The organism is Paraburkholderia xenovorans, from assembly GCF_046030735.1.
In the GTDB taxonomy this organism is placed as follows: domain Bacteria; phylum Pseudomonadota; class Gammaproteobacteria; order Burkholderiales; family Burkholderiaceae; genus Paraburkholderia; species Paraburkholderia xenovorans_A.
Window position 1 is genome coordinate 15,178 of the sequence record NZ_JAQQBV010000018.1, and the last position, 21,089, is coordinate 36,266.

General features: G+C 63.4%; 17 protein-coding genes. 16 read left to right on the top strand and 1 reads right to left on the bottom strand.

Annotation, left to right across the window (positions count from 1 at the left end; all coding sequences use genetic code 11):
- The first annotated feature begins 5 nt into the window (after positions 1–5).
- Positions 6–857 carry a carbohydrate ABC transporter permease gene (locus tag PQQ51_RS18935; RefSeq protein ID WP_408498329.1) on the top strand — a complete coding sequence of 284 codons (852 nt, stop codon included), beginning with the start codon at positions 6–8 and terminating at the stop codon, positions 855–857.
- Between the two features lie 31 nt (positions 858–888).
- Here PQQ51_RS18935 and bamA read toward each other — a convergent pair whose 3' ends face one another.
- Positions 889–3,198, bottom strand: a complete 2,310-nt coding sequence (gene bamA / locus PQQ51_RS18940) for an outer membrane protein assembly factor BamA (RefSeq protein ID WP_408498330.1) — start codon at positions 3,196–3,198, stop codon at positions 889–891.
- Positions 3,199–3,533: 335 nt separating this feature from the next.
- Between bamA and PQQ51_RS18945 the strand changes: the two genes are divergently transcribed.
- The 15 genes from PQQ51_RS18945 to PQQ51_RS19015 all read left to right on the top strand — a co-directional run bounded on the left by PQQ51_RS18945 (position 3,534) and on the right by PQQ51_RS19015 (position 21,074).
- Positions 3,534–3,710: a hypothetical protein gene (locus PQQ51_RS18945; protein WP_408498331.1), complete on the top strand. Its 177-nt coding sequence runs from the start codon at positions 3,534–3,536 to the stop codon at positions 3,708–3,710.
- Positions 3,703–4,104 carry a hypothetical protein gene (locus PQQ51_RS18950; protein WP_408498332.1) on the top strand — a complete coding sequence of 134 codons (402 nt, stop codon included), beginning with the start codon at positions 3,703–3,705 and terminating at the stop codon, positions 4,102–4,104. Before PQQ51_RS18945 ends, PQQ51_RS18950 begins: the two co-directional genes overlap by 8 nt.
- Before the next feature lie 145 nt (positions 4,105–4,249).
- The gene (lptD, locus tag PQQ51_RS18955; RefSeq protein WP_408498447.1) at positions 4,250–6,535 is read left to right on the top strand and encodes an LPS-assembly protein LptD; all 2,286 of its coding nucleotides are present in this window, start codon (positions 4,250–4,252) and stop codon (positions 6,533–6,535) included.
- 122 nt (positions 6,536–6,657) lie between these two features.
- Positions 6,658–8,586, top strand: coding sequence for a putative bifunctional diguanylate cyclase/phosphodiesterase (locus PQQ51_RS18960; protein ID WP_408498333.1), 1,929 nt, complete (start codon positions 6,658–6,660; stop codon positions 8,584–8,586).
- A gap of 76 nt (positions 8,587–8,662) precedes the next feature.
- The gene (locus PQQ51_RS18965) at positions 8,663–10,336 is read left to right on the top strand and encodes an FAD-dependent oxidoreductase (protein ID WP_408498334.1); all 1,674 of its coding nucleotides are present in this window, start codon (positions 8,663–8,665) and stop codon (positions 10,334–10,336) included.
- Positions 10,337–10,522: 186 nt separating this feature from the next.
- Positions 10,523–11,863 (top strand): chloride channel protein, encoded by a 1,341-nt coding sequence (locus PQQ51_RS18970; protein ID WP_408498335.1) that lies wholly within the window; start codon positions 10,523–10,525, stop codon positions 11,861–11,863.
- 39 nt (positions 11,864–11,902) lie between these two features.
- Positions 11,903–12,298, top strand: coding sequence for a MarR family winged helix-turn-helix transcriptional regulator (locus tag PQQ51_RS18975; protein WP_408498448.1), 396 nt, complete (start codon positions 11,903–11,905; stop codon positions 12,296–12,298).
- Positions 12,299–13,262: 964 nt separating this feature from the next.
- Entirely contained in the window at positions 13,263–13,448 is a 186-nt protein-coding gene (locus tag PQQ51_RS18980) for a Flp family type IVb pilin (RefSeq protein WP_408498336.1), read from the top strand.
- 140 nt (positions 13,449–13,588) lie between these two features.
- On the top strand, positions 13,589–14,149 hold the full coding sequence (locus tag PQQ51_RS18985) for an A24 family peptidase (RefSeq protein WP_408498337.1): 561 nt from the start codon (positions 13,589–13,591) through the stop codon (positions 14,147–14,149).
- A 43-nt stretch (positions 14,150–14,192) separates the two neighbouring features.
- Positions 14,193–15,026 carry a Flp pilus assembly protein CpaB gene (gene cpaB, locus PQQ51_RS18990; RefSeq protein ID WP_408498338.1) on the top strand — a complete coding sequence of 278 codons (834 nt, stop codon included), beginning with the start codon at positions 14,193–14,195 and terminating at the stop codon, positions 15,024–15,026.
- 86 nt (positions 15,027–15,112) lie between these two features.
- Positions 15,113–17,038 (top strand): type II and III secretion system protein family protein, encoded by a 1,926-nt coding sequence (locus tag PQQ51_RS18995; RefSeq protein ID WP_408498339.1) that lies wholly within the window; start codon positions 15,113–15,115, stop codon positions 17,036–17,038.
- A 25-nt stretch (positions 17,039–17,063) separates the two neighbouring features.
- Positions 17,064–17,354: a hypothetical protein gene (locus PQQ51_RS19000; RefSeq protein ID WP_408498340.1), complete on the top strand. Its 291-nt coding sequence runs from the start codon at positions 17,064–17,066 to the stop codon at positions 17,352–17,354.
- A 44-nt stretch (positions 17,355–17,398) separates the two neighbouring features.
- Positions 17,399–18,637, top strand: a complete 1,239-nt coding sequence (locus tag PQQ51_RS19005; protein WP_408498341.1) for a CpaE/TadZ family protein — start codon at positions 17,399–17,401, stop codon at positions 18,635–18,637.
- Positions 18,638–18,682: 45 nt separating this feature from the next.
- Entirely contained in the window at positions 18,683–20,062 is a 1,380-nt protein-coding gene (locus tag PQQ51_RS19010) for a TadA family conjugal transfer-associated ATPase (RefSeq protein ID WP_408498342.1), read from the top strand.
- A 34-nt stretch (positions 20,063–20,096) separates the two neighbouring features.
- Positions 20,097–21,074 (top strand): type II secretion system F family protein, encoded by a 978-nt coding sequence (locus tag PQQ51_RS19015; RefSeq protein ID WP_408498343.1) that lies wholly within the window; start codon positions 20,097–20,099, stop codon positions 21,072–21,074.
- Positions 21,075–21,089 lie beyond the last annotated feature (15 nt).

Sequence of the window (21,089 nt, forward strand, 5' to 3'; positions counted from 1 at the left end):
CGACCATGTTTCCGATTCCAATCGACAAATGGAAGCCGGTATCGCGCCGCGTGTACAAGCTCACGTTGCCGCTCGCGCTGCTGATCTGGCTGTTGCCGATGATCGCGGTGCTGGTGACCTCGGTGCGTTCGTCCGAGGAACTGAGCGAGGGCAATTACTGGGGCTGGCCGAAGCACTTCGCGATGTTCGACAACTATCGCGAAGCGTTGACCACGTCGCCGATGCTGCATTACTTCTGGAACAGCGTGTTGATCACCGTGCCCGCGGTGGTCGGCTCGATCGCGCTCGCGGCGATGGCCGGGTTCGCGCTCGCGATCTATCGTTTTCGCGGCAACTCGGCTTTATTTGCGACTTTCGTCGCGGGCAATTTCGTGCCGGTGCAGGTGCTGATGATTCCGGTGCGGGACTTGTCGCTGCAACTCGGTCTGTTCAACACGGTGAGCGCGTTGATCCTGTTTCACGTGTCGTTCCAGACCGGTTTCTGCGCGCTGTTCCTGCGCAACTTCATCAAGCAGTTGCCGTTCGAGTTGATCGAGGCGGCGCGCATCGAAGGGGCGAACGAATGGACGGTGTTCTTCCGGATCGTGTTGCCGCTGATCCGCCCGGCGCTCGCGGCGCTGGCGATTCTGGTGTTTACGTTCGTGTGGAACGATTACTTCTGGGCACTGTGTCTGACACAAGGCGACGACGCTGCGCCGATTACGGTGGGCGTCGCCGCATTGAAGGGGCAGTGGACCACCGCATGGAATCTCGTCTCGGCCGGATCGATTCTCGCGGCGTTGCCGTCGGTCGCGATGTTCTTTGCGATGCAGAAGCATTTCGTCGCCGGTTTGACGTTCGGCGCGACCAAAGGTTGAGCGCGCTGAACCGTGTGCCCCGCGCGTCGCGTCAGAACGACGTGCCGATCTGGAACTGGAACTTCTGATAATCGTCGCCCGCATGTTTGACGATCGGGAAGCCGAGCGACAACTTCAGCGGCCCGATCGGCGAAATCCATTCGAGCCCCGCGCCGTAGCTGTAGCGCAAACCGTTGGCGCCGGTGCTGTTGCCCTCGCTGCCCCACACGTTGCCGCCGTCGACGAACGTAAACACGCGCAGCGTGCGGTCCCAGCCGGTGCCCGGCAGCGGGAAGGTCATTTCCACATTGGCCACGACCATTCGCGAGCCGCCGATCGGGTCGCCCGTGGTGGCGTCGCGCGGGCCGAGCGAACCGGCTTCGTAGCCGCGCACCGAGCCGATACCGCCCGCGTAGTAGTTCTTGAAGATCGGGTACGCCTTGCCGGCAAGCCCGTTGCCGTAGCCGCCCTGAAGATTGAGCCCGAGAATGAAGCCGCGCGCGAACGAGTAGTAATACTGCGTCTGCGCGTCGGCCTTGTAGTATTCGGTGCCGCCGGCGGGCGTGCCGACTTCGCCGTTGGCTTGCACGTAGTAACCGCGGCTCGGCACCAGCGCGCTGTCGCGATCGTCGCGCGACCAGCCCGCGGTGACCGGCACGTTGTTCGACACGCGGCCGAATTCGGCCACGTAATCCTGATAGCTTTGCGGCGTCGACGAATCGATCGACAGCCGGTTCTGTTCGATGCCGACGCCGAAGTACACCGTATCCGCTTCGGAAAACGGAATGCCGAATTTCAGGTCCGCGCCGAGCGTAATGATCCGGAAACTCGTGTCCGTGAAGTTGTAAAGCGGATAGGTGGTGCGATAGTAGACGTCGGTGATCCGCTTGATCCCGTCGACCGTAAAGTACGGATCGGTCTGCGTGACGGTTAGCGTGCGGTACGTCGTCGCGGTATTCACGTTCAGCGCGAGGCTCGTGCCAGAGCCGAACACGTTGTCCTGCGAGATGCCGGCGGAGAGGATTACCTTGTCCGTCGACGAAAAGCCTGCACCGAGCGTGATCGAGCCGGTCGGCTTTTCAGTTACCTTGACGTCGATATCGACCTCGTCGGTGGTGCCTTCGACGGGAACCGTGGTCACGTCCACGTCCGTGAAATAGCCGAGACGGTTGATGCGATCCTTCGATAGCGCAAGCCGGTTCGAGTCGAACCACGAACTTTCGAATTGGCGCATTTCGCGGCGCACCACTTCGTCGCGGGTACGTGTATTGCCGACCACGTTGATGCGGCGCACGTACACGCGGCGGCTCGGGTCCACTTGCAGTGTGATGCCGACCGTGTGGTGTTGCTGATCGATCTCAGGCTGCGCGTTCACCGTCGCAAATGCATAACCGTATTCACCGAGCTTGTCGACGATCGCCTTCGTCGTGGCCTGCAGTTTGTCGGCGGAAAAGCGCTCGCCCGCCTTGACGCCGACGAGCTTCGTCAATTCCGCTTCACGGTTCAGCAGATTGCCCGCCAGTTTGACCGACGAGATCGTATAAGGCTCGCCTTCGTGCAGCGTCAACTTCAGATACATTTCCTTGCGATCGGGCGTGAGCGACACCTGCGTCGATTCGATATTGAATTCGAGGTAGCCGCGATTCAGGTAATACGAGCGCACGTGTTCGAGATCGCCGGTGAGTTTGTCTTTCGCGTACAGGTCGTTCTTCGTGTACCACGAGAACCAGTTCGGCGTAGACAACTGCATTTCGTCGCGCAGCGTGTCGCTCGTGAACACCTGATTGCCGATGAAATTGATCTGGCGGATCTTCGCGTTCGGCCCTTCGATGACCGAGAACAGCAGCGCCACGCGATTGCGGTCGATCGGCGTGACCGTGGTGGTGACTTCGGCCGCGTAATAGCCGCGTGTCAGATATTGGCGCTTCAGTTCCTGCTCCGACTTGTCGACCAGTTCCTTGTCGTAGTAGCGGCCTTGCGACAAGCCCACTGCGTTCAGCGCCTTGGTCAAATTCTCCTTGTCGAACTCGTGGATGCCCGCGAAGTCGATCGTGCCGACGGCCGGCCGTTCCAGCACGTGCACGATTACCACGTTGCCGTCGGAGGCGATTCTGACGTCGTTGAAAAAGCCGGTGGCATACAGCGCGCGAATGGCTTCGGAAGCCTTGTCGTCGCTAAACGTGTCGCCTTTTTTGATCGGCAGGTACGCGAACACGGTGCCGGGCTCCACGCGCTGCAATCCCTCGATCCTGATGTCCTGCACCGTGAATGGCTGCGTCGCGTAAGCGGGCGCGGCGGCCAGCGCGAGACCCGTGAGTGAAAACGCGCTGGCGATACGGCTCTTTAAAACTTGAAAGTTCATCTTGGGTGTCAGGTCCTGAGGCGGCGCGCGGCGGGCGGAAGAGAGTGGCGGGAGCCGGGTGGCGTGTTCGACGCGACGTTCCATGGCTCCAGGAAGGGCGAAGTATAGGGACGTGCTTCTTGCGTCGCGTTACCGAAAACTTTCTGACCATTAGGCCTGCTGATGTGCGTTACGTATGAGCAGCGGGGGCCGCTGCGGATTTCAACCTCTCCGCTGAAATAATGCGTTACAGAACCGGGGCAAGCGTAGCGCTCGCGTAACGCAACGGCCGGCGTGGACGGGTATTGTCGGGTCTTCGATTCCGTTCGGCGTCTAGCGCGCCCAGGAGAAGTGACATGATTGAGTTTCTTTCGCCGGCCGTTCTTTCGGCAGTTTTGCGCGCCAGTTCATCGCCGATTTTTTCCGCATGGCTCGCGAGCGCGTCGAGACTCACGCCGCGTAGCGCGAGACGGCGCATGGCCGAGGCCGTGAGCACGAAGCCGGCCGCGACGGAGGGCACGCATCGTGTCTGATCTGTCGACGCTGGTAGTGAACTCGATCACCGACATGCAACTGACGGCCGACGGCCAGTACCTGTTGATCCACGGCCATCAACCCACGGCGGCGCTGCACCGCTCGGTGCTCAACGATCTGCTGGTCGCACTGCCGAATGCGATCGAGCATGCCGATCGCGTGCTGCACGACAACCAGGAAATGGGTTTCGCGCTGCATTGTCAGGGGTGGGAAGTGGGGCGCCTGAACGGCACGGAGATGGTGGTGATCCGCTTCCGGCTGTCGGGGAGCGCGGGGCTTTCGTTTTCGCTGCCCGCCGGGCAGATTCCTTTTCTGTTGCAGGCGCTCGGCGGCGCGATGACCGCCACGGCCGCGGCTGTACCGGATCGCGAGAGCGACGTCACGCTTCAATAACGCCGACTGGCCGTCCGGCCGTCGATTCCGGCGCGCGTTGGCGGTGCGTTCTCGCGGCGCGTCCGTCTCTTTCTTTCCGATACTTTCTATTTTGATCTTACGCGGTGCATTTCGACGCCTACGTTTAAGGCCTCTCGTTTCGTTGATCCTGTGTGCGTATGGATGCGTGCCGGTTGTCGTCAACGCCCAACTGAGCGGCGCCGCGGCGCAGCCCGAGCGGATCGATGGCATCTGGAGTTTGCGGATCGCCCCGCAGCTGGACGAGCAGGCGCTCCCGCCCGGCGCAAAACCGGCGGTCGCGGTCGCGGCCGATTCAGTGACCGCGACTACGGCCACCGATATTTCGCTGAAGGGTGCTGCGCAATTGCGACAAAGCGCGTCTATCGTGAAAGGCGACGCGCTGCACTACGACGTCGATCGGGACAAGGCCGACGCGTATGGCTCCGTCCGCCTGGTCAATAACGGCAACGTGTTCGACGGACCCGACGCGCATCTGTTCGTCGCGGCGAACGAGGGCTTCATCAGTGTTCCAAAATATCGTTTCTATCTGACGGGCGGCTGGGGCAGCGCGCAGCGCGTGGATCTGATCGACAACGAGCGTACGGTGGTGCGTCACGGAACGTATAGCGCCTGCCAGTGCGAAGACGACCCCGCGTGGTATCTGAAGGCGTCGGAATTCGACATCGACAGTGGCGAAGATGAGGGCATCGCGCACAACGGCATCCTGTTTTTTCAGGGCGTGCCGATCATCGCGAGCCCGTGGCTGTCGTTTCCGCTTTCCGGCGCGCGGCGCAGCGGCCTGTTGCCGCCGACGTTCTCCGTGAGTTCGACCAACGGCGAAGACATCGCGCTGCCGTACTACTTCAACATCGCGCCGAACTACGATCTCACGCTGACGCCGCGCATCATGTCGAAGCGCGGCGAAATGTTGAGCGCCGATTACCGCTATCTCGGGACAGACGCATCGGGGTCGATGTCGTTCGCGTACCTGCCGAACGACAGGATTACCCACACCGACCGTTACTCGATCTCGCTCGATCAGCACTGGAACCTCGGTGCGGGTTTCAACGCCTATGTGGAGTACAACCGGGTGTCGGATGCGAACGTGTCGACCGATCTTGCTTCGGGCGTCGCGTTTCCGACCGGCTCGACCACGCTCTACCAGCAGGAGGCCGGGCTCACCTGGTCGAACGGACCGTGGAGCGTGCTCGCGCGCGAGCAGCGCTGGCAGAGTTTTTCGAGCGACTCGACCTACAACCGCGAACCGCAGGTCAACGTCAAATACGCGCGCTATAACGTGGGCGGCTTCGACTTCGGCGCCGAAGCGGACGCGACACGCTTCACGATCGCCACCGCCGATGCGACGCAGGGCAGCCGCTTCGTGTTCAACCCGTATGTGAGCTACACGGCGGAGCGGCCGGGCTGGTTCATCACGCCAAAGCTGCAATGGCATTTTGCATCGTACGATCTGACTTCGATCGGCGCGGATGCGCCTGCCGGGCAGCCGAAAACGCTGAACGTCAATGTGCCGACAGTGAGCCTCGACTCGGGCTTGCGTTTCGAACGCGACGTGCGGCTCTTCGGCACCTCGTACATCCAGACGCTGGAGCCGCGGCTGTTCTATGTTTACACGCCGTATCGCAATCAAAACTTCGCGCCGTTGTTCGACACCGCACAGGCTGATTTCGGCCTGACCGAAATGTTCACGACCAACAGCTTCGTGGGCGACGACCGGGTATCGGACGCGAACCGCGTGACAGCGGCGTTGACCACGCGTTTCATCGACGCGGCCAGCGGCGACGAGCGCGCCCGCTTCGTACTCGCGGAGCTCTACGATTTCACCAATCCGCAAGTGACGCTCGATCCCGGCGATGCGCCCGCCACTGTTTCGCGCACCAGTGTGATCGGCGGCGCGTCGTTCAAGCTGGGCGCGGGCTTTTCGACCGAAGAGGCGGTGGAGTACAGCCAGGCAGACCGTTACCTGACGCATACGGCGTTGGGTTTCGGCTGGTCGCCGGCCACGCGCGAAGTGCTGAACGTCGCGTACCGCTACACGCGCGCGAACAGCACGCTCGACTATGAGCCGGTCAACCAGTTCATCATCTCGGAGCAATGGCCGCTCGCGCGCAATGTCGTCAGCGTCGCGCGAGTCAACTATGACATGAGCACGCACCATCTGATCGCCGGGCTGCTGGGGTTTCAGTACGACGCGAGTTGCTGGTCGCTCGGCATCGCATTCGAGAAGTACACCAACGCGACGAGTTCGACGACCTCGCCGAGCACGGGCACGCGCGTGCTGATGCAACTTCAGCTGAAAGGTTTTTCTCAACTCGACAACGGTCTGCTCAATCAGTTTCGCGCGAACGTCCCCGGTTATACGCCGGCGAGTACCGACAGCGCGCCGACCTCGCGTTTCAGCGATTACCCATGAGCGGCGCTGTCGCCAATACCTTCATAACGAAACCCTTACCGGAAATCCCCCCGTATTTCGGGTTTACGTAATAATTGCGGCGGCCCATGTAGCGACCCACCAACTTCAAAAATGTACAGGTCATGGCTTTCAGCGAACCAAGGTCTCCATTTTTCAAGTGGGTCGTGTCTTCCGCTCAGGATCTGAGCGTTGGAAACCGCCAGATCCTTCTCGCTAATCTATTTACGCGAACCGCGTCGATTATCTTCGCGTCGATCTGCGAAATCAGCGTTTGCGCGACCGCTTACACCCTTTATCCCACCGCTTTGTATGCCGCCTGGGGCAGCGCCGTCGTCGCGCTGCTGGTGATCCGGCTGCTGTTGATCTGGCTGTGCTGCCGGCGCAGCGCGAACAACGAACCCACGCCCACATCCGCGTTCCTGCTGGCCAGCATTCTATGGAGCGTGCTGTTCGGGCTCGGCGCGCTGCTTTGCAATATCAGCGGCAGTCAGACGCTGTTCCTGCTCGGCAATGTTTGCGCGGTCGGCGTGGTCGGCGGTCTGGCCGGACGCAACGCGGGCACGCCGCGGCTCGTGATGATCCAGATCGTGTGCATTCTCGGACTGCTGGGTTTGGGCGCGGCGTTGTCGCCGGGCTCGGGCAAACTGGTGCTGCTGTTTCAGGCGCCGTTCTGCGCGGCGGGTTTTTTTACGGTTGCCTTACGCAGCAATCGCGACACCGTCGCGCTGCTGCTGGCGCGCGAAACCAGCCAGCGCCTCGCGCGTCACGATAGCCTCACCGGCTTGCCCAATCGCTCGGGCATCAACGAATTGCTGCTCGAACGCACGGCGGCGGACTTCGCGCGCGGGCGTCGTTCGTTTGCGGTGCTACTGATCGATCTCGACGGCTTCAAGGCAATCAACGACAGCCTCGGCCACGCCGCGGGCGACCGGATTCTTCAGGAAGCGGCCACCCGTTTGTGCGAGTTGTTGCCGGGCGGCGAGTTCGTCGGGCGTCTGGCCGGCGACGAATTCGTCGCGATCGCCGACGGCTCGGGATCGAACGGCGAGATTCAGACGCTCGCGGATCGCATCGTCAAGACGCTCGCGCGTCCGTTTGTGTTGAGCGAAGCATTGGTGCATATCGGCGCGAGTGTCGGGGTGTCGCTTTATCCGGCGCACGGCAACAGCGGCCCGCAATTGCTGATCTGCGCGGACCGAGCGTTGTATGCGGTCAAGCGCAGCGGCAAAAGCGCGTTCGCGGTGTTCGACGCAGATCGCCATACGTCAGACGAAAATCTGAGTTTGCTGAGAAGCGACCTTGAAGGCGCGCTGCGTTCTTTCAACGGGCTGCGAGTCGAGTATCAGCCGATCGTCGATCTGAAGGACGGCTCGATCTCGGGCCGCGAGGCGCTGCTGCGCTGGGCGCATCCGACGCGCGGCGAGCTGCCGCCCAACGCGTTCATTCCCACTGCGGAGCGTACGGGCCTGATTCTCGCGCTCGGAGAGTGGGTGCTGCGGCAGTCGTGCCGGGAAGCGGCGAGCTGGCGCGACGCGGCCACGGTGGCTGTCAACGTGTCGCCGGTGCAGTTGCGCGAGGAGTCGTTCGCGTCGACGGTCGCGGCGATTCTTCGCGAGACCGGGCTGCCGCCCGCGCGGCTCAATATCGAAGTGACGGAAACCGTGCTGCTGAGCGACGATACCGCGACGCGGCGCAACGTGGCGACACTGCGCGCACTCGGCATCGGCCTTGCGCTCGACGATTTCGGCACCGGTTTTTCGACGATGTCGACGCTCACGCGTTTCTCGTTCGACCACCTGAAGATCGACAGTTCGTTCGTGCGGGAGTCCGTGCACCGGCGGGAATCGGCGGCGGTGGTGCGCGGCATCGTCGCGCTCGCGCGTGAGATCGGCATGCCGACCACGGCCGAAGGGATCGAAACCCAGGAGCAACTCGACTTCGTGATCGTCTGCGGATGTACGTATGCGCAAGGCTTCCTGCTCGGCAAGCCGGAGCGCGGCGAGCTGATTCCGCGCGACGGCGACCTCGTCCGCGTGAATACCGCGCTCTAGCCGCGCGGTAACATAGCCTCTGACGATCGCGCTGCTGTTGCGGCGGCGATCGCGTCTCGACTTGAAGGAACCCCCCATGGGCAAGAATTCATCCGGCCATGCCAACGACCTCGCGTCGGGCGGCAGCCGTTACCATCAGGTGTATCCGACGCTCGACGACCGCCAGATGGCGATCGTCGAGCGTTACGGCGAACGGCGCAAGCTGAAAGCCGGCGACGTGCTGTACTCCGAAGGCGAACGGCATATTCCGATGTTCGCGATCGTCAGCGGCTCGATCCAGTCTACCCGCTCGTCGTTTCAGGGGCCGCAACCGCTGGGTCAGCATGGCGCGGGCAGTTTCACCGGCGAAGTCGGCACGCTCGCCGGCCGCGCGGCCGCGGCCACCGCTTATGCGCTCACCGACTGCGACGTGATCGTCATCGACGAAGAGTCGCTGCGCTCGCTGGTGATCGCGGAAGCGGAACTGAGCGAAACGATCATGCGCGCTTTCATTCTGCGCCGCGTCGCGTTCATCCAGGCTCAGCATGCCGGCCTGATGGTGATCGGCAGCAGGGCTTCGTCGCATACGCATCGGTTGCGTCATTTTCTGAGCCGCAATGGGCAACCGGCCGCTTACTTCGATATCGTCGACCACGCGGAGACGGCCGAGATTCTGACGCGCTACGAAGTGGCGGAGGCCGATATTCCGATCGTCGTCACGCCGCAGGGTACGGTGCTCAAGCAACCGACCAACCGGGCCGTGGCCGATGCGATCGGCTTGAGCCCGGACCGATTGAACGGCCAGGGCTTCGATCTGGTCGTGGTGGGCGCGGGACCCGCGGGGCTTGCAGCTGCCGTGTATGCGGCGTCGGAAGGGCTGAGCGTCGCGGTGCTCGATGCGAAAGCGCCGGGCGGCCAGGCCGGCACCAGTTCGAAGATCGAAAACTACTTCGGCTTTCCGACCGGCATCACGGGCCAGGCGCTGGCGGGCCGTGGGCTGTCGCAATGCCGCAAGTTCGGCGCGGAAGTCGGCGTGCCGATCGAGGCGCTGGCGATCGACTGCGAGGACGGCGGCTCTTTCCATATCGGACTCAATCACGACGAGAGCGTGCATGCGCGCGCGGTGGTGATCGCGAGCGGCGCGCGCTATCGCAAGCCGACGTTGCCGCGTCTCGAGCATTTCGAAGGACGCGGCGTGTACTACAGCGCGACCTTCATGGAAGTGGCGTTCTGCAACGACGAAGAACTGATCGTGGTGGGCGGCGGCAATTCGGCGGGCCAGGCCGCGGTGTTTCTCGCACGCTACGCGCGGCACGTGCATGTGGTGATTCGCGGCGAGGGGCTCAGCGCGAGCATGTCGGATTATCTGATCCGGCGTATCAACGCATCCGCGAATATCACGCTTCATACGCGTACGCAGCTCGTCGAGCTATGCGGCGAGTCGCGGCTCGAAGGGATCAAATGGGATCGTCAGGGCCGCATGGAACACAAGGCGATTTCCCATGTGTTCCTGTTCCTCGGCGCGGAACCGAGCACCGCGTGGCTCGGCGACTGCGTCGCGCTGGACAAGCATGGCTTCGTATTGACCGGCGCCGATACGGCGGGTCAGTGGAATTCGGATCGGCCGCCGCATTTTCTGGAGACCAGCCGGCCTGGCATCTTTGCTGCCGGCGACGTGCGCAGCAGTTCCGTGAAACGCGTTGCTGCCGCAGTGGGTGAAGGCGCCGCTGCGATTCAGGCGGTGCATCAATATCTCGCGCGGCGAGTGTAAAGCCGGCGTGAAGCGGATGTAAAACGAACGTGAGCGCGGAATGATCTCCGCGCTCACGTCGTATTTACTGGCTGAATACGGCGGGACTGCCGCGCTTGAGAAGAAATACATCGCACTGAATCGCATCGCTACGGCCGCAAAATATCGTCTTAGGTCATGGAGTGATATATTCGACGGATGCACACGATGATAAACAATCTTCGCCGCGCCACCGGCGGCGTCACCGGTCGTTTCGCGCTGCTGCGCGCGCGCCGCTTGTGGCTTCACTACGGCGTGTTCTGGCTCGGCGCGGTCGCGGTGGGGCTGGTTGCGGTGGCCTATGCGCGGCTGATCGATTTCGGCTACGCGGAGTTCGTCGAATACACCACACGCTATCGCTGGCTGCCGTTACTGTTGACGCCCGCCGTCAGCGCCACCTGCGTATGGATCACGCTGAAGTTTTTCCGCGGCGCGGAGGGCAGCGGCATTCCACAGGTGATTGCCGCATTGCACGGTCCCGCTGAAGTCGCCGCAGGTCTGCTGACGATCCGGATTCTGGTCGGCAAGATTCTGTTGTCGTTCATCGCGATTCTGGGCGGCTTCACGATCGGCCGCGAAGGTCCCACCATTCACGTCGGCGCTGCGTTGATGTACAACCTGCGCGTGTTCTATCCGAAGCGCTTCCAGGCGATGCGCGGCGCAACCCTCGAAAAGCGGCTCGCGTTGGCGGGCGCGGCGGCGGGTTTGTCGGCGGCTTTCAACGCGCCGCTCGCGGGCGTGGTGTTCGCGATCGAGGAATTGACGCGCAGTTTTTCCCAGCGCACCAGCGGCGTGCTGATTACCGCGATCATTTTCGCGGGCGTGGTCGCGCTGAGTATCCAGGGCAATTACACGTATTTCGGCACGATCGACGTCGGTGGACATTTTCCCGATCTGCTCGCGCTCGCGGTGGTGCTGATCGGCATTCTCACGGGCATCGCGGGCGGTGTGTTCTGTTGGCTTCTGCTCAATACAAAACGCTGGATGCCGGAACGCGTGCGGTTGTTGCGCGAGCAACGGCCGGTCGCGTTCGGTGCGCTGTGCGGGCTGGTAATCGCGGTGATCGGGATTGCGTCGAGTGGGCATACTTTCGGCAGCGGCTATCTGGAGGCGCGCAATCTGCTCGAAGGCCATGCGCAACTCACGGTGCTGTATCCGGTGTTCAAGATGGCGTCGATGATCGGCTCGTATCTGCCGGGCGTGCCGGGCGGACTCTTCGCGCCGTCGCTGGCTATTGGCGCGGGCATCGGCAACGTGCTGCATCTCGTGTTCGGACAGATGCAGTTGCCGATGCTGATCGCGCTCGGCATGGTCGGTTATCTTGCGGCGGTCACGCAGAGTCCGATCACGTCGTTTGTGATCGTGATCGAAATGATCAACGGGCACGCGCTCGTGATCTCGCTGATGGCGACCGCACTGATCGCGAGCCAGGTGTCGCGGTTTTTTGCGCCGCCGCTGTATGAGGCGTTGTCCGCGCGATACGACGTGGTCAAGCGTCCGGAGGCCTGACAGATGGCTGCGCGCAGTAAATCTCCGGCGGCCGCCGGCATGCCGGCCAAACAGGACCTCGAAGCGATGTCGCGGTTTCGCTACCAGTTGCGGCAGTTTCTGCGTTTCTCCGAAGAGGTGACGCACGCAGAGGGCGTGACGCCCTTGCAATATCAGATGCTGCTGCATGTGCGCGGCTTCGAAGGGCGCGAATGGGCGACGGTCGGCGAACTCGCGGAACGCTTGCAGGCTGCGCCGCACGGCACGGTCGCGCTGGTGTCGCGCTGCGAGGCGAGTGGGCTCGTCGAGCGGCGTGCGAGCCGTGCGGACCGCCGTCAGGTGGAAGTGCATCTGACCGCAAAGGGCGAGCAATGTCTTGCGCGGCTCGCGTCGAAACATAAGTCGGAAATCGAAGCATTCGGCTGGGTGTTCGATCGTAAGGACGCACCAGATTAATCGAGTGACGCCGTCGGTCTCGCAACGCTGATTGAAGCAGGACATCGTGTGCGTCGTCGCGATCTGGCGTGCGGAAATTGAGTGGCACGTCATCTTGCACAGACGTTTGCGCGAGACCTCGTTGCCACGCGTCGAGCCTCGTCGACGCAAGCGTTGTTCCGAGCGATGGCGATTCAAAAAAGCGTTCGCGCGTCGATAAAAATCATCGCGCTTCGACCCGGATCAACACGATCCGTCAGCCTCAAGTCAATCCCCGATGTGCGGGCCACCGCACGTTCCCATACAAGCTTGCGCCGTGTCTAACTCGCGCCATAGCGGGCATCACTGCGTCTCCTCGTCGCAAGCGTGAGACAAACCGGACAGCGGCACGTAAGAGCTACTTCCTCGCATCGAGCGACGGAAGATTTGACCGGGGCACGCGTCAAACCGTTACCAGCTAACGAGCCTACGGGTTTTCCAGCCTCCAGAAATCACGCATCACGCGTTGCGTCGCGCGGCCAGACGCGTCGCCAACCGCGTCTCAAACACGAGTCATCGTACGTTGCGAACTGCTGCGAAAACGCCGCGACAGATTCCACATCCGCTTCCAGCAAGGCTTCGAGGCCACATGGCACACCCGTTGCAATAAGCGAATCACACAGCGAAACACGCTGCGGCCGGAAAGCAGAAAGCGCAGTACAGCAGAACATTCCGGCAGCGGCAAACAGTCTTCGTGGATCGCGCTGGGGGAAGCCAACGCGTTCTACGAGGGTGCGGCGGGGCCAACGAAAAACGGATGTCCATAACAACGGCACGAATGATCGACATGGGGTTGTCGGTCATTCGCGACCGGACGACGCGAAGCGAAGACCTCGCCACTTTTTCCGTCCTCGCGGACGGATTTGAATGCCGCGCGAACACACCTGTTTTGCAGGCTCGAACGGGCGGCGCAACCGAAGTCAAATTCACTCTTACGGGGGTTAGCATGAAGAACACGATCCAGCAGTTTCTGCGCGACGAAGACGGTGTGGCAGCGATCGAATACGGCCTGCTGGCCGGACTGATCGCGGTGGCGATCATTGTGACGACCCGTGCGATCGGCACGAACCTGAACAACGTGTTCACGTACGTTTCGACTGCACTGGCGGGTGTGGCCAATCCGGCTGCCTGAGCTGCGGTTCAGCAGCGGCGGCATGCGCAAATCCGTTCGCTCGCCCTGTTTCGACGGTCCTTCGAAACAGGGTAGCGACGGCCTCGCGCCGGACGATTCGACTCCAGAAGGGCAATTCGATCCTTGAAACGGAGCAGACGATGAACGGGGTTCCTTTTCCGGTAGGTCCATGCGTGATCGTGCTGGCGTTGCTTGCGGCGTTGTGGGACTTGCAAACGCGCAGAATTCCTAACTGGTTGGTGGCGACAGGTTTGATCGCGGCGATACCCGTGCAGTGGTTTACGCAGGGCGGTGTCGACGGGATGCAGATGTGGTTGGGCGGCCTTGCGGCGGGCGGTGCGATTTTCCTGCCGGGCTACGCGATGCGGCTGATGGGGGCAGGCGACGTGAAGCTGATGGCAGCGATCGGCGCTTTCTGCGGCGCTTACGGCGCATTCGAAATCGGCTTGGCGACCTGCGTGATCGGTGCGCTCTGGTCGCTGGCGTTGCTGTACCGGCGTCGCCAGGTGCGCGCCGGACTGAGCGGGGCGGCGGCTCTGCTGGTCAGTTGCGCGACGCCTCAAAACAACGCAAAAGACGACGAAAAAGACGACACAACGCGACCGCACACCAGCGTGGCCGCGAACAGTATCACGGGGACCATGCCGTACGGCGTGGCCATAGCGATAGGTAGCGCACTGGTGTTGTTCTACAGCGTGTGACGCATACCGGCAGGGCAGGCCAGCAAATCTCGGGGGTTTGAAAATGAAAAACGCGCGCGCTGTAACGATGCTGCTGATCGCGACACTGGCCGGCCTCACCGCCGTGGTGTTCGCGTCGCGCTGGATGGTTTCGCAGACGTCGAACGTCACGACCAAGGTCGTCGTGGCGGCAACCGACATCAATCTCGGGCAGCGCATCGGCCCGGACTTCCTCAAGGTGATCGACTGGCCGTCGGGCAGCGTGCCGCCCGGTTCGTTCGCCGATGTGCAGAAACTCGACGGCCGCGTGCTGAAGGAAAGCCTGCTGCACGGCGAGCCGATTCTCGAAGCGAAGCTGACGCCGGTGGGCACGCTCGGCGGCCTCTCCGCGGTGATCGGCGAAGGCAAGCGGGCGATCACCGTGCGCGTGAACGACGTGATCGGTGTGGCGGGCTTCGCGCTGCCGGGCAACTACGTCGACATCATCGTCAATACGCAGAAAGATGCACGCGACCCCGGCGCGCAGCGCGATCAGAACATCTCGAAGATCGTGCTCGAAAAGATTCTGGTGCTGGCCGTCGCGCAGGAAGTGGGCCGCGACGAGACCAAGCCGAAAGTGGTCGATGCGGTGACGCTCGAAGTGTCGCCGGAGCAGGCCGAGAAAATCGACCTCGCACGCAGCATCGGCACGCTTTCGCTGGTGTTGCGCAACCAGATCGACCCGCTGGCGATCGACACGGCCGGCGCGACCAAGGCTTCGCTGTTGAAGACGCCGGTTGCAGTGGTCGCGGCGCCCGAACCGAAGCCGGTGCATATCGTGCGCAAGGTGGCCGCGCATGTGCCGGGCAACTGCGTGCGAGTACTCGACGGCGCTGACGCAAGACAGGAATGCTTTTGACAGGCTCAGCCTGCAAGCCGTGACCGATGCGCGACCGGAATCTACGGCCGGCGCGTAAAAAAAGCGGCACATAACGGGGGTAGGACATGAACGCCAGAAACGAACAGCGCGCACGCGCGCCGCAGGACCCGCTCGCGTCGAGCGAAGCCAATCCGCGCTCGCCGCGAGGCCGTACCCGGATCGCCGAAGCATGTGCCGGCGTGGTGCTGGGACTGTACCTGGCGATGCTGCCGGTCACGCAGGCCGCTGCTCAGAACGCCGCCAATCTGCCGGGCTTGCCCGACGTGCCGCTCACCGTGGCGGCCAACGGTCCGGTGCGTCTGACCATCGCCGCGAGCGGGATGAACGGCGGCGCTGCGTCGGGCGGTGCGGCGCAAGGCGCGCGGGGTCCGAACTGCAGCGGCCCGGTCGCCGAACATAGCTCGGTGACGATCCCCGTCGGCAAATCGGCGATGGTCGACGTGCGCGAACCGGTGAAGAGCCGCACGGTCGGCAATCCGTCGATCGTGCAGGCGATGCTGGTGTCGCCGCAAACGCTGTATCTGCTCGGCTCGGATGTCGGCACCACCAACATGATCGTGCAAGGCCGCAGCGGCTCCTGCACGATCATCGACGTGAGCGTCGGCGCGGACCCGGGCGGTCTGCAACAAACGCTCGCCGCGCTGATGCCGGAAGAAACCGGCATTCAGGTGAAGGCCGCCGCCGACACGCTCGTGCTGACCGGCACCGTCTCCGACGCGGTCAAGGCCGATCGCGTGCTCGAACTGGCGCGCGCGTTCGTCGCGCGGCCGACCACGGCGCTGCAAGGCGCCGCGTCCGGCGCGCCGATGGGCGGTCCGCTGCCCATCGGCGCGGCACCGCGTGCGCTGGGTGCACCGGCGCCGTCGCTCGGTGGCGCGGGCGGCGAACGCATCATCAACATGATGCAGGTGGCCGCGCCGCAGCAGGTGATGCTCGAAGTCAAAGTGGCCGAGGTCTCGAAGACGCTGATCGATCAGCTCGGCGTGGCGGCCAACATCAATGGCGGGATTGGCAGCTGGAGTTTCGGTCTGCTGGCTAATTACCTGTCCGGCGGACTGAGCGCGTTGACCGCCTCGAAAGCGAACAACTCGCCGCTCGCCGCGGCCGTGGACGCGCAGAAAACCGATCAGCTCGTGAAGATCCTCGCGGAGCCGAACCTGATGGCGATCAGCGGTCAGGAAGCGAGTTTCCTCGCGGGCGGCAAGGTCTATATTCCAGTGCCGCAAAGCAACGGCTCGGGCGGCACGACCATCGTGCTGCAGGAAGAGCAATACGGTGTCGGGCTGACCTTCACGCCGACCGTGCTCGAAGGCGGGCGCATCAATCTGAAGGTGTCGCCGGAAGTCTCCGAACTGTCGTCGACCGGTGTGGTGGTGAGCGCGGGCAACTCGAACACGACGTCGATCCTGCCGCTGATCACCACGCGGCGCGCGTCGACCACGCTGCAAGTGTTCGATGGGCAGAGCTTCGCGATCGGCGGGCTGTTGAAGAGCAACGTGACCGGCTCGATCAAGGGCTTGCCGGGCGCGGCCGAACTGCCGGTGCTCGGCGCGCTGTTCCGCAGCACGAGCTACGAGCAGGACAAGACCGAGCTGGTGTTCGTCGTGACGCCGCGTCTCGCGAAACCGCTGCCGCAGCACTATCCGCTGCCGACCGACGGTTTCGGCGACGCCAGCGAAGCGAACGTGTATCTGACCGGGCACATGGAAGGGACGAAGCGCGCGCCGACGCCTGTCGTGCCTGCCGCTCCTGCATCGCAAACGCCCGTCGCACCGACTCAGCCCACACCGACTCAGCCCGCGCCGACGCCGGCCGACACCACACCGGCTCCAGTCGCCGCAACCAACGCGCCGCGTGTTGCAACGACAGCGCGTTCCGACGGCATGGCGCCCTCGCTGACGCCAGCCCAACCCGACCCGGCCGCCGCGCAACAGACCGCGCTAGCCGTCCCGACGCCCGTGGCCGGCAACGACTCACACGCCGCACGCTAGCAAGCACGGCTCACCGGAGATCGACATGACATCCACCCACACACTGATCCGCGCCGCGTTGTGCGCGGCCCTGAGCGCGGCGCTGGCCGGCTGCCTGAGCTCGACGCCGCACTGGGACGCCACCTTCGGCGACTCGGTCAACCAGATCAAGGAAATGCAGACGCTCAATCCGCAAGGCTCGGCCAACACCGATCCGGTTGCGGGCATCGACGGCAAGGCGGCCGTCGCGGCACAGAAGAGCTACAACAAATCGTTCACCGCGCCGTCGCCCGCACCGACCTTCACGATCGGCGTCGGCGCGTCGAGCAGTTACTGAAGCGACGCGGCCAACCGGCCGCGTCAAGCGAGCGGAGACACATCATGATCGACATCCTGCTGATTTCGTCCAGCGCGGAGCGCACGCCGCAGATCGCCGCGCGTCTCGAGGCGAGCGGCGTCGCATTCCGGCTGCGCACGCTGCACGGCGCCGCGAAGCAGTTGCGCGTGCATGCCGCGGCGATCAAAAGCGCGGATCTGTTGATCGTCGACGACGCCGAACTGACGCCGCGTGAACTCGGCGGCGTGGAAGAGGCGTTGTCGCACACGCCGCATCTGCACTGCATGCTGGTGACACCCACGCCGTCCACCACGCTGCTGATGGCCGCGATGCGCGTCGGCGTGCGCCACGTGCTGTCCTGGCCACTCGACGAACACGAACTCGCCGACGCGCTCGCCCATGTGTCGTCGAAGAAAACTGCCGGCGTGCGCCGCGACGGCCGCGTGGTGTCGTTCACGTCGTGCAAGGGCGGCAGCGGCACGACGCTGATCGCCGTGAATCTGGCCTACACGCTCGCCGCCTTGCGCGACAAACGCGTGCTGCTGATCGACCTGAACCAGCAGTTCGCCGACGCGAGCCTGCTGGTCGCCGACAAACCGCCGCCCGCGACGCTCGCCGATCTGTGCGCGCAGATCGACCGCCTCGACGTCGCGCTGTTCGAAGCCTGCGTGATGCACGTGCACGCGAATCTCGACGTGCTGGCAGGCGCCGGCGATCCGGTCAAGTCGGGCGAGTTGCGCGCCGCGCACCTGGAGCGGCTGCTGACGCTGGTGCGCGAGCAATACGACGCGGTGCTGATCGATGTCGGCCAGAACATCAACCCGCTCGCGATCCACGCGCTCGATCACAGCGACTCGATCTGCATGGTGGTGCGGCAAAACATGCTGTATCTGCACGCGGGGCGCCGCATGCTCGACATCTTCAAGGAACTCGGCTATCCGGCGAGCAAGCTGAAGCTGATCGTGAACCAGTACGACCGGCACGCGCGCGTCACGCTCGCGATGCTCGAAGCGACTTTCGGCGTGAAGGTCGCGCATCAATTGCCGCGCGACGAAAAGCAGGCTACCGAAGCGCTCGATCACGGCGTGCCGTTGATGACGTCGGCGAAGGGCAGCGCGCTCACGCAGAGCATTGCGCTGCTGGGCGATCTGCTGTGGCCGCGTACGACCGGACCCGACAAGAGCGTGCTGGCCCGCCTGTTCCCCGGCCGCGTGAAGGCACAACGCGCATCGAATACGGCGAGCGTGCCCAAGGCGCCACCGCAACTGAAAGCCGGTCACTGAGCCGCGCTGCCCACGGCTGCCCACGAATAGAAAGCGGAGACCACCATGTCATTGCGCGAACAGTTGATGATGCAAACAGGCGGCGTGCCGTTCGACGGCGCGAGCGCCGCGGCGGTCGCCGGTGTGGCGGCCGAAAGCCTCGCGGCGCGGCGCGCTTACCAGCAGCTCAAGATGAACATCCATCAGGCGATCATCGACCGGGTCGAACTCGACAAGCTGCAACGCCTGTCGCCGGAACAGATCAAACGCGAGCTGGCGCAGCTGGTGGAAAAAATCGTCGACGAAGACAAGCTGCCGATGAACGAGCTCGAACGCCGCCGTCTCGCGCAGGACGTGCACGACGAAATGGTCGGGCTCGGTCCGCTCGAACCGCTGCTCAACGACCCGACCATCTCGGACATTCTGGTGAACACGTCACAGCACGTGTACGTGGAGCGGCGCGGCCGCCTCGAACACACGGACGTGACCTTCTACGACGACGCGCATCTGATGAAGATCATCGAGCGGATCGTGTCGCGGGTGGGCCGCCGTATCGACGAATCCACGCCGATGGTCGACGCGCGGCTGCCCGACGGTTCGCGCGTGAACGCAATCATTCCGCCGTCCGCAATCGACGGCCCGCTGGTGTCGATTCGCCGTTTCGCGGTGAATCCGCTGACCGTCGACGACATGGTGAACAACCAGAGCTTCACGCCCGCGATGGCGCAACTGCTCGAAGCGTTGATCAAGTCGAAGCTGAACGTGCTGATCTCGGGCGGCACGGGCAGCGGCAAAACGACGTTGCTCAATCTGCTGTCCGGCTTCATTCCCGAAGACGAACGCGTGGTCACGATCGAAGACGCCGCCGAATTGCAGATGCGTCAACCGCATGTGCTGCGGCTCGAAACGCGGCCACCGAACATCGAGGGCAAGGGCGAGATCTCGCAACGTTCGCTGGTGCGCAACGCGTTGCGGATGCGCCCGGACCGCATCGTGCTCGGCGAAGTGCGCGGTGCGGAAGCGCTCGACATGCTGCACGCGATGAACACCGGCCACGAAGGCTCGATGGCGACGCTGCACGCGAACACGCCGCGCGACGCGTTGACGCGGCTCGAAAACATGGTCGGCATGGCGGGCCTGACGATGCCGATCAAGGCGGTGCGCCAGCAGATCGCATCGGCGATCACGGTGGTGGTGCAGGCCTCGCGGTTGACCGACGGCCGCCGCAAGCTGATGAGCATTCAGGAAATCACCGGCATGGAAGGCGACATCATCAACATGCAGGAGATTTTTACGTTCAAGCGGACGGGTGTCGACGAAAACGGCCTGATCAAAGGCTATTTCTGCGCGACCGGCGTGCGGCCGAAGTTCTGCGAGCGGCTCGCGGGCTTTGGGATCGTGTTGCCGGATCAGATGTTCGACCCGGCACGGCGCTTCGAAGTTTGAGCGCGGTGAATGCAGTAAGCGCAAGGAGGCGGAAATGAATACGTCGTTTATCGGCTTTGCGGTGCTCGCGTTTCTCGCGATCGTGCTGCTGATCGAAGCCGCGTACCTGTTCTGGAACAGCCATCACGGCACCTCGGTCAAGCGCATGGACGAGCGCTTTCGCGCGCTTTCGGCGGGCGGCGTCATCAGTTCCGAAAAACTGTCGATCCTCAAGCAGCGGATGTTGAGCGAATCGCCGTTCGTCACGCGGCTTCTGCTGCGGGTGCCGCGCGTGCATGCGCTCGACCGGCAACTTCAGCAGTCCGGCCTCGACTGGTCGGTCGCGCGTTTTGCCGCTTATACGCTGCTGTGCGCGCTGGCCGGTGCGATGACCGGTTTCATGCTCGCAGCGCCCGCGCTGCTGACCGCGACCGCAGTTGTAGCCGCCGCTTTGCTGCCCGCTACGCTCCTGCGCCGCAAGCGCGCCAAACGCGTGCTGCAACTCGAGCGCCAGTTGCCCGACGCGGCCGATCTGATCGCCCGTGCGTTGCGTGCCGGCCATTCGTTTCCGGCTGCGCTCGGCATGGTCGGCGAAGAACTGCCGCAACCGCTCGGCGGCGAATTTGCGATCGTGTTCGACGAGATCAACTACGGCGTATCGATGAACGACGCGCTGCTGAACATGGTGAACCGCGTGCCCGTCGACGATCTGCGCTACTTCGTGATCGCCGTGCTGATCCAGCGCGAAGCCGGCGGCAACCTCGCGGAGATTCTGGGCAGCATCAGCGGGATCATTCGCGAACGGTTGAAGCTGCTCGGCAAGGTACGTGTGCTGTCGGCGGAAGGGCGCCTGTCCGCGTGGATACTCGGCGTGCTGCCGTTCGCGATCGTCGCGCTGCTCAGTTTGCTGAATCCGGACTACGTAAGCGTGTTCTGGACCGATCCGGCCGGCATGCAACTCGCGGGCGGCTCGATCGCGATGATGCTGTTCGGCATTCTGTGGATGCGCAATGTCGTGCGCATCCGTATCTAGACCAGCGGTTCGTCG

Excerpts from the sequence above, each read along its gene's own strand:
- PQQ51_RS18995 (WP_408498339.1), top strand. The coding sequence starts at position 15,113 with ATGAACGCCAGAAACGAACAGCGCGCACGCGCGCCGCAGGACCCGCTC.
- cpaB (WP_408498338.1), top strand. The coding sequence starts at position 14,193 with ATGAAAAACGCGCGCGCTGTAACGATGCTGCTGATCGCGACACTGGCC.
- PQQ51_RS18960 (WP_408498333.1), top strand. The coding sequence starts at position 6,658 with ATGGCTTTCAGCGAACCAAGGTCTCCATTTTTCAAGTGGGTCGTGTCT.
- bamA (WP_408498330.1), bottom strand. The coding sequence starts at position 3,198 with ATGAACTTTCAAGTTTTAAAGAGCCGTATCGCCAGCGCGTTTTCACTC.
- PQQ51_RS18935 (WP_408498329.1), top strand. The coding sequence starts at position 6 with ATGTTTCCGATTCCAATCGACAAATGGAAGCCGGTATCGCGCCGCGTG.
- PQQ51_RS18985 (WP_408498337.1), top strand. The coding sequence starts at position 13,589 with ATGAACGGGGTTCCTTTTCCGGTAGGTCCATGCGTGATCGTGCTGGCG.
- PQQ51_RS18980 (WP_408498336.1), top strand. The coding sequence starts at position 13,263 with ATGAAGAACACGATCCAGCAGTTTCTGCGCGACGAAGACGGTGTGGCA.
- PQQ51_RS19005 (WP_408498341.1), top strand. The coding sequence starts at position 17,399 with ATGATCGACATCCTGCTGATTTCGTCCAGCGCGGAGCGCACGCCGCAG.
- PQQ51_RS18945 (WP_408498331.1), top strand. The coding sequence starts at position 3,534 with ATGATTGAGTTTCTTTCGCCGGCCGTTCTTTCGGCAGTTTTGCGCGCC.
- PQQ51_RS19010 (WP_408498342.1), top strand. The coding sequence starts at position 18,683 with ATGTCATTGCGCGAACAGTTGATGATGCAAACAGGCGGCGTGCCGTTC.
- PQQ51_RS18970 (WP_408498335.1), top strand. The coding sequence starts at position 10,523 with ATGATAAACAATCTTCGCCGCGCCACCGGCGGCGTCACCGGTCGTTTC.
- PQQ51_RS19000 (WP_408498340.1), top strand. The coding sequence starts at position 17,064 with ATGACATCCACCCACACACTGATCCGCGCCGCGTTGTGCGCGGCCCTG.
- PQQ51_RS18965 (WP_408498334.1), top strand. The coding sequence starts at position 8,663 with ATGGGCAAGAATTCATCCGGCCATGCCAACGACCTCGCGTCGGGCGGC.
- PQQ51_RS19015 (WP_408498343.1), top strand. The coding sequence starts at position 20,097 with ATGAATACGTCGTTTATCGGCTTTGCGGTGCTCGCGTTTCTCGCGATC.
- PQQ51_RS18975 (WP_408498448.1), top strand. The coding sequence starts at position 11,903 with ATGCCGGCCAAACAGGACCTCGAAGCGATGTCGCGGTTTCGCTACCAG.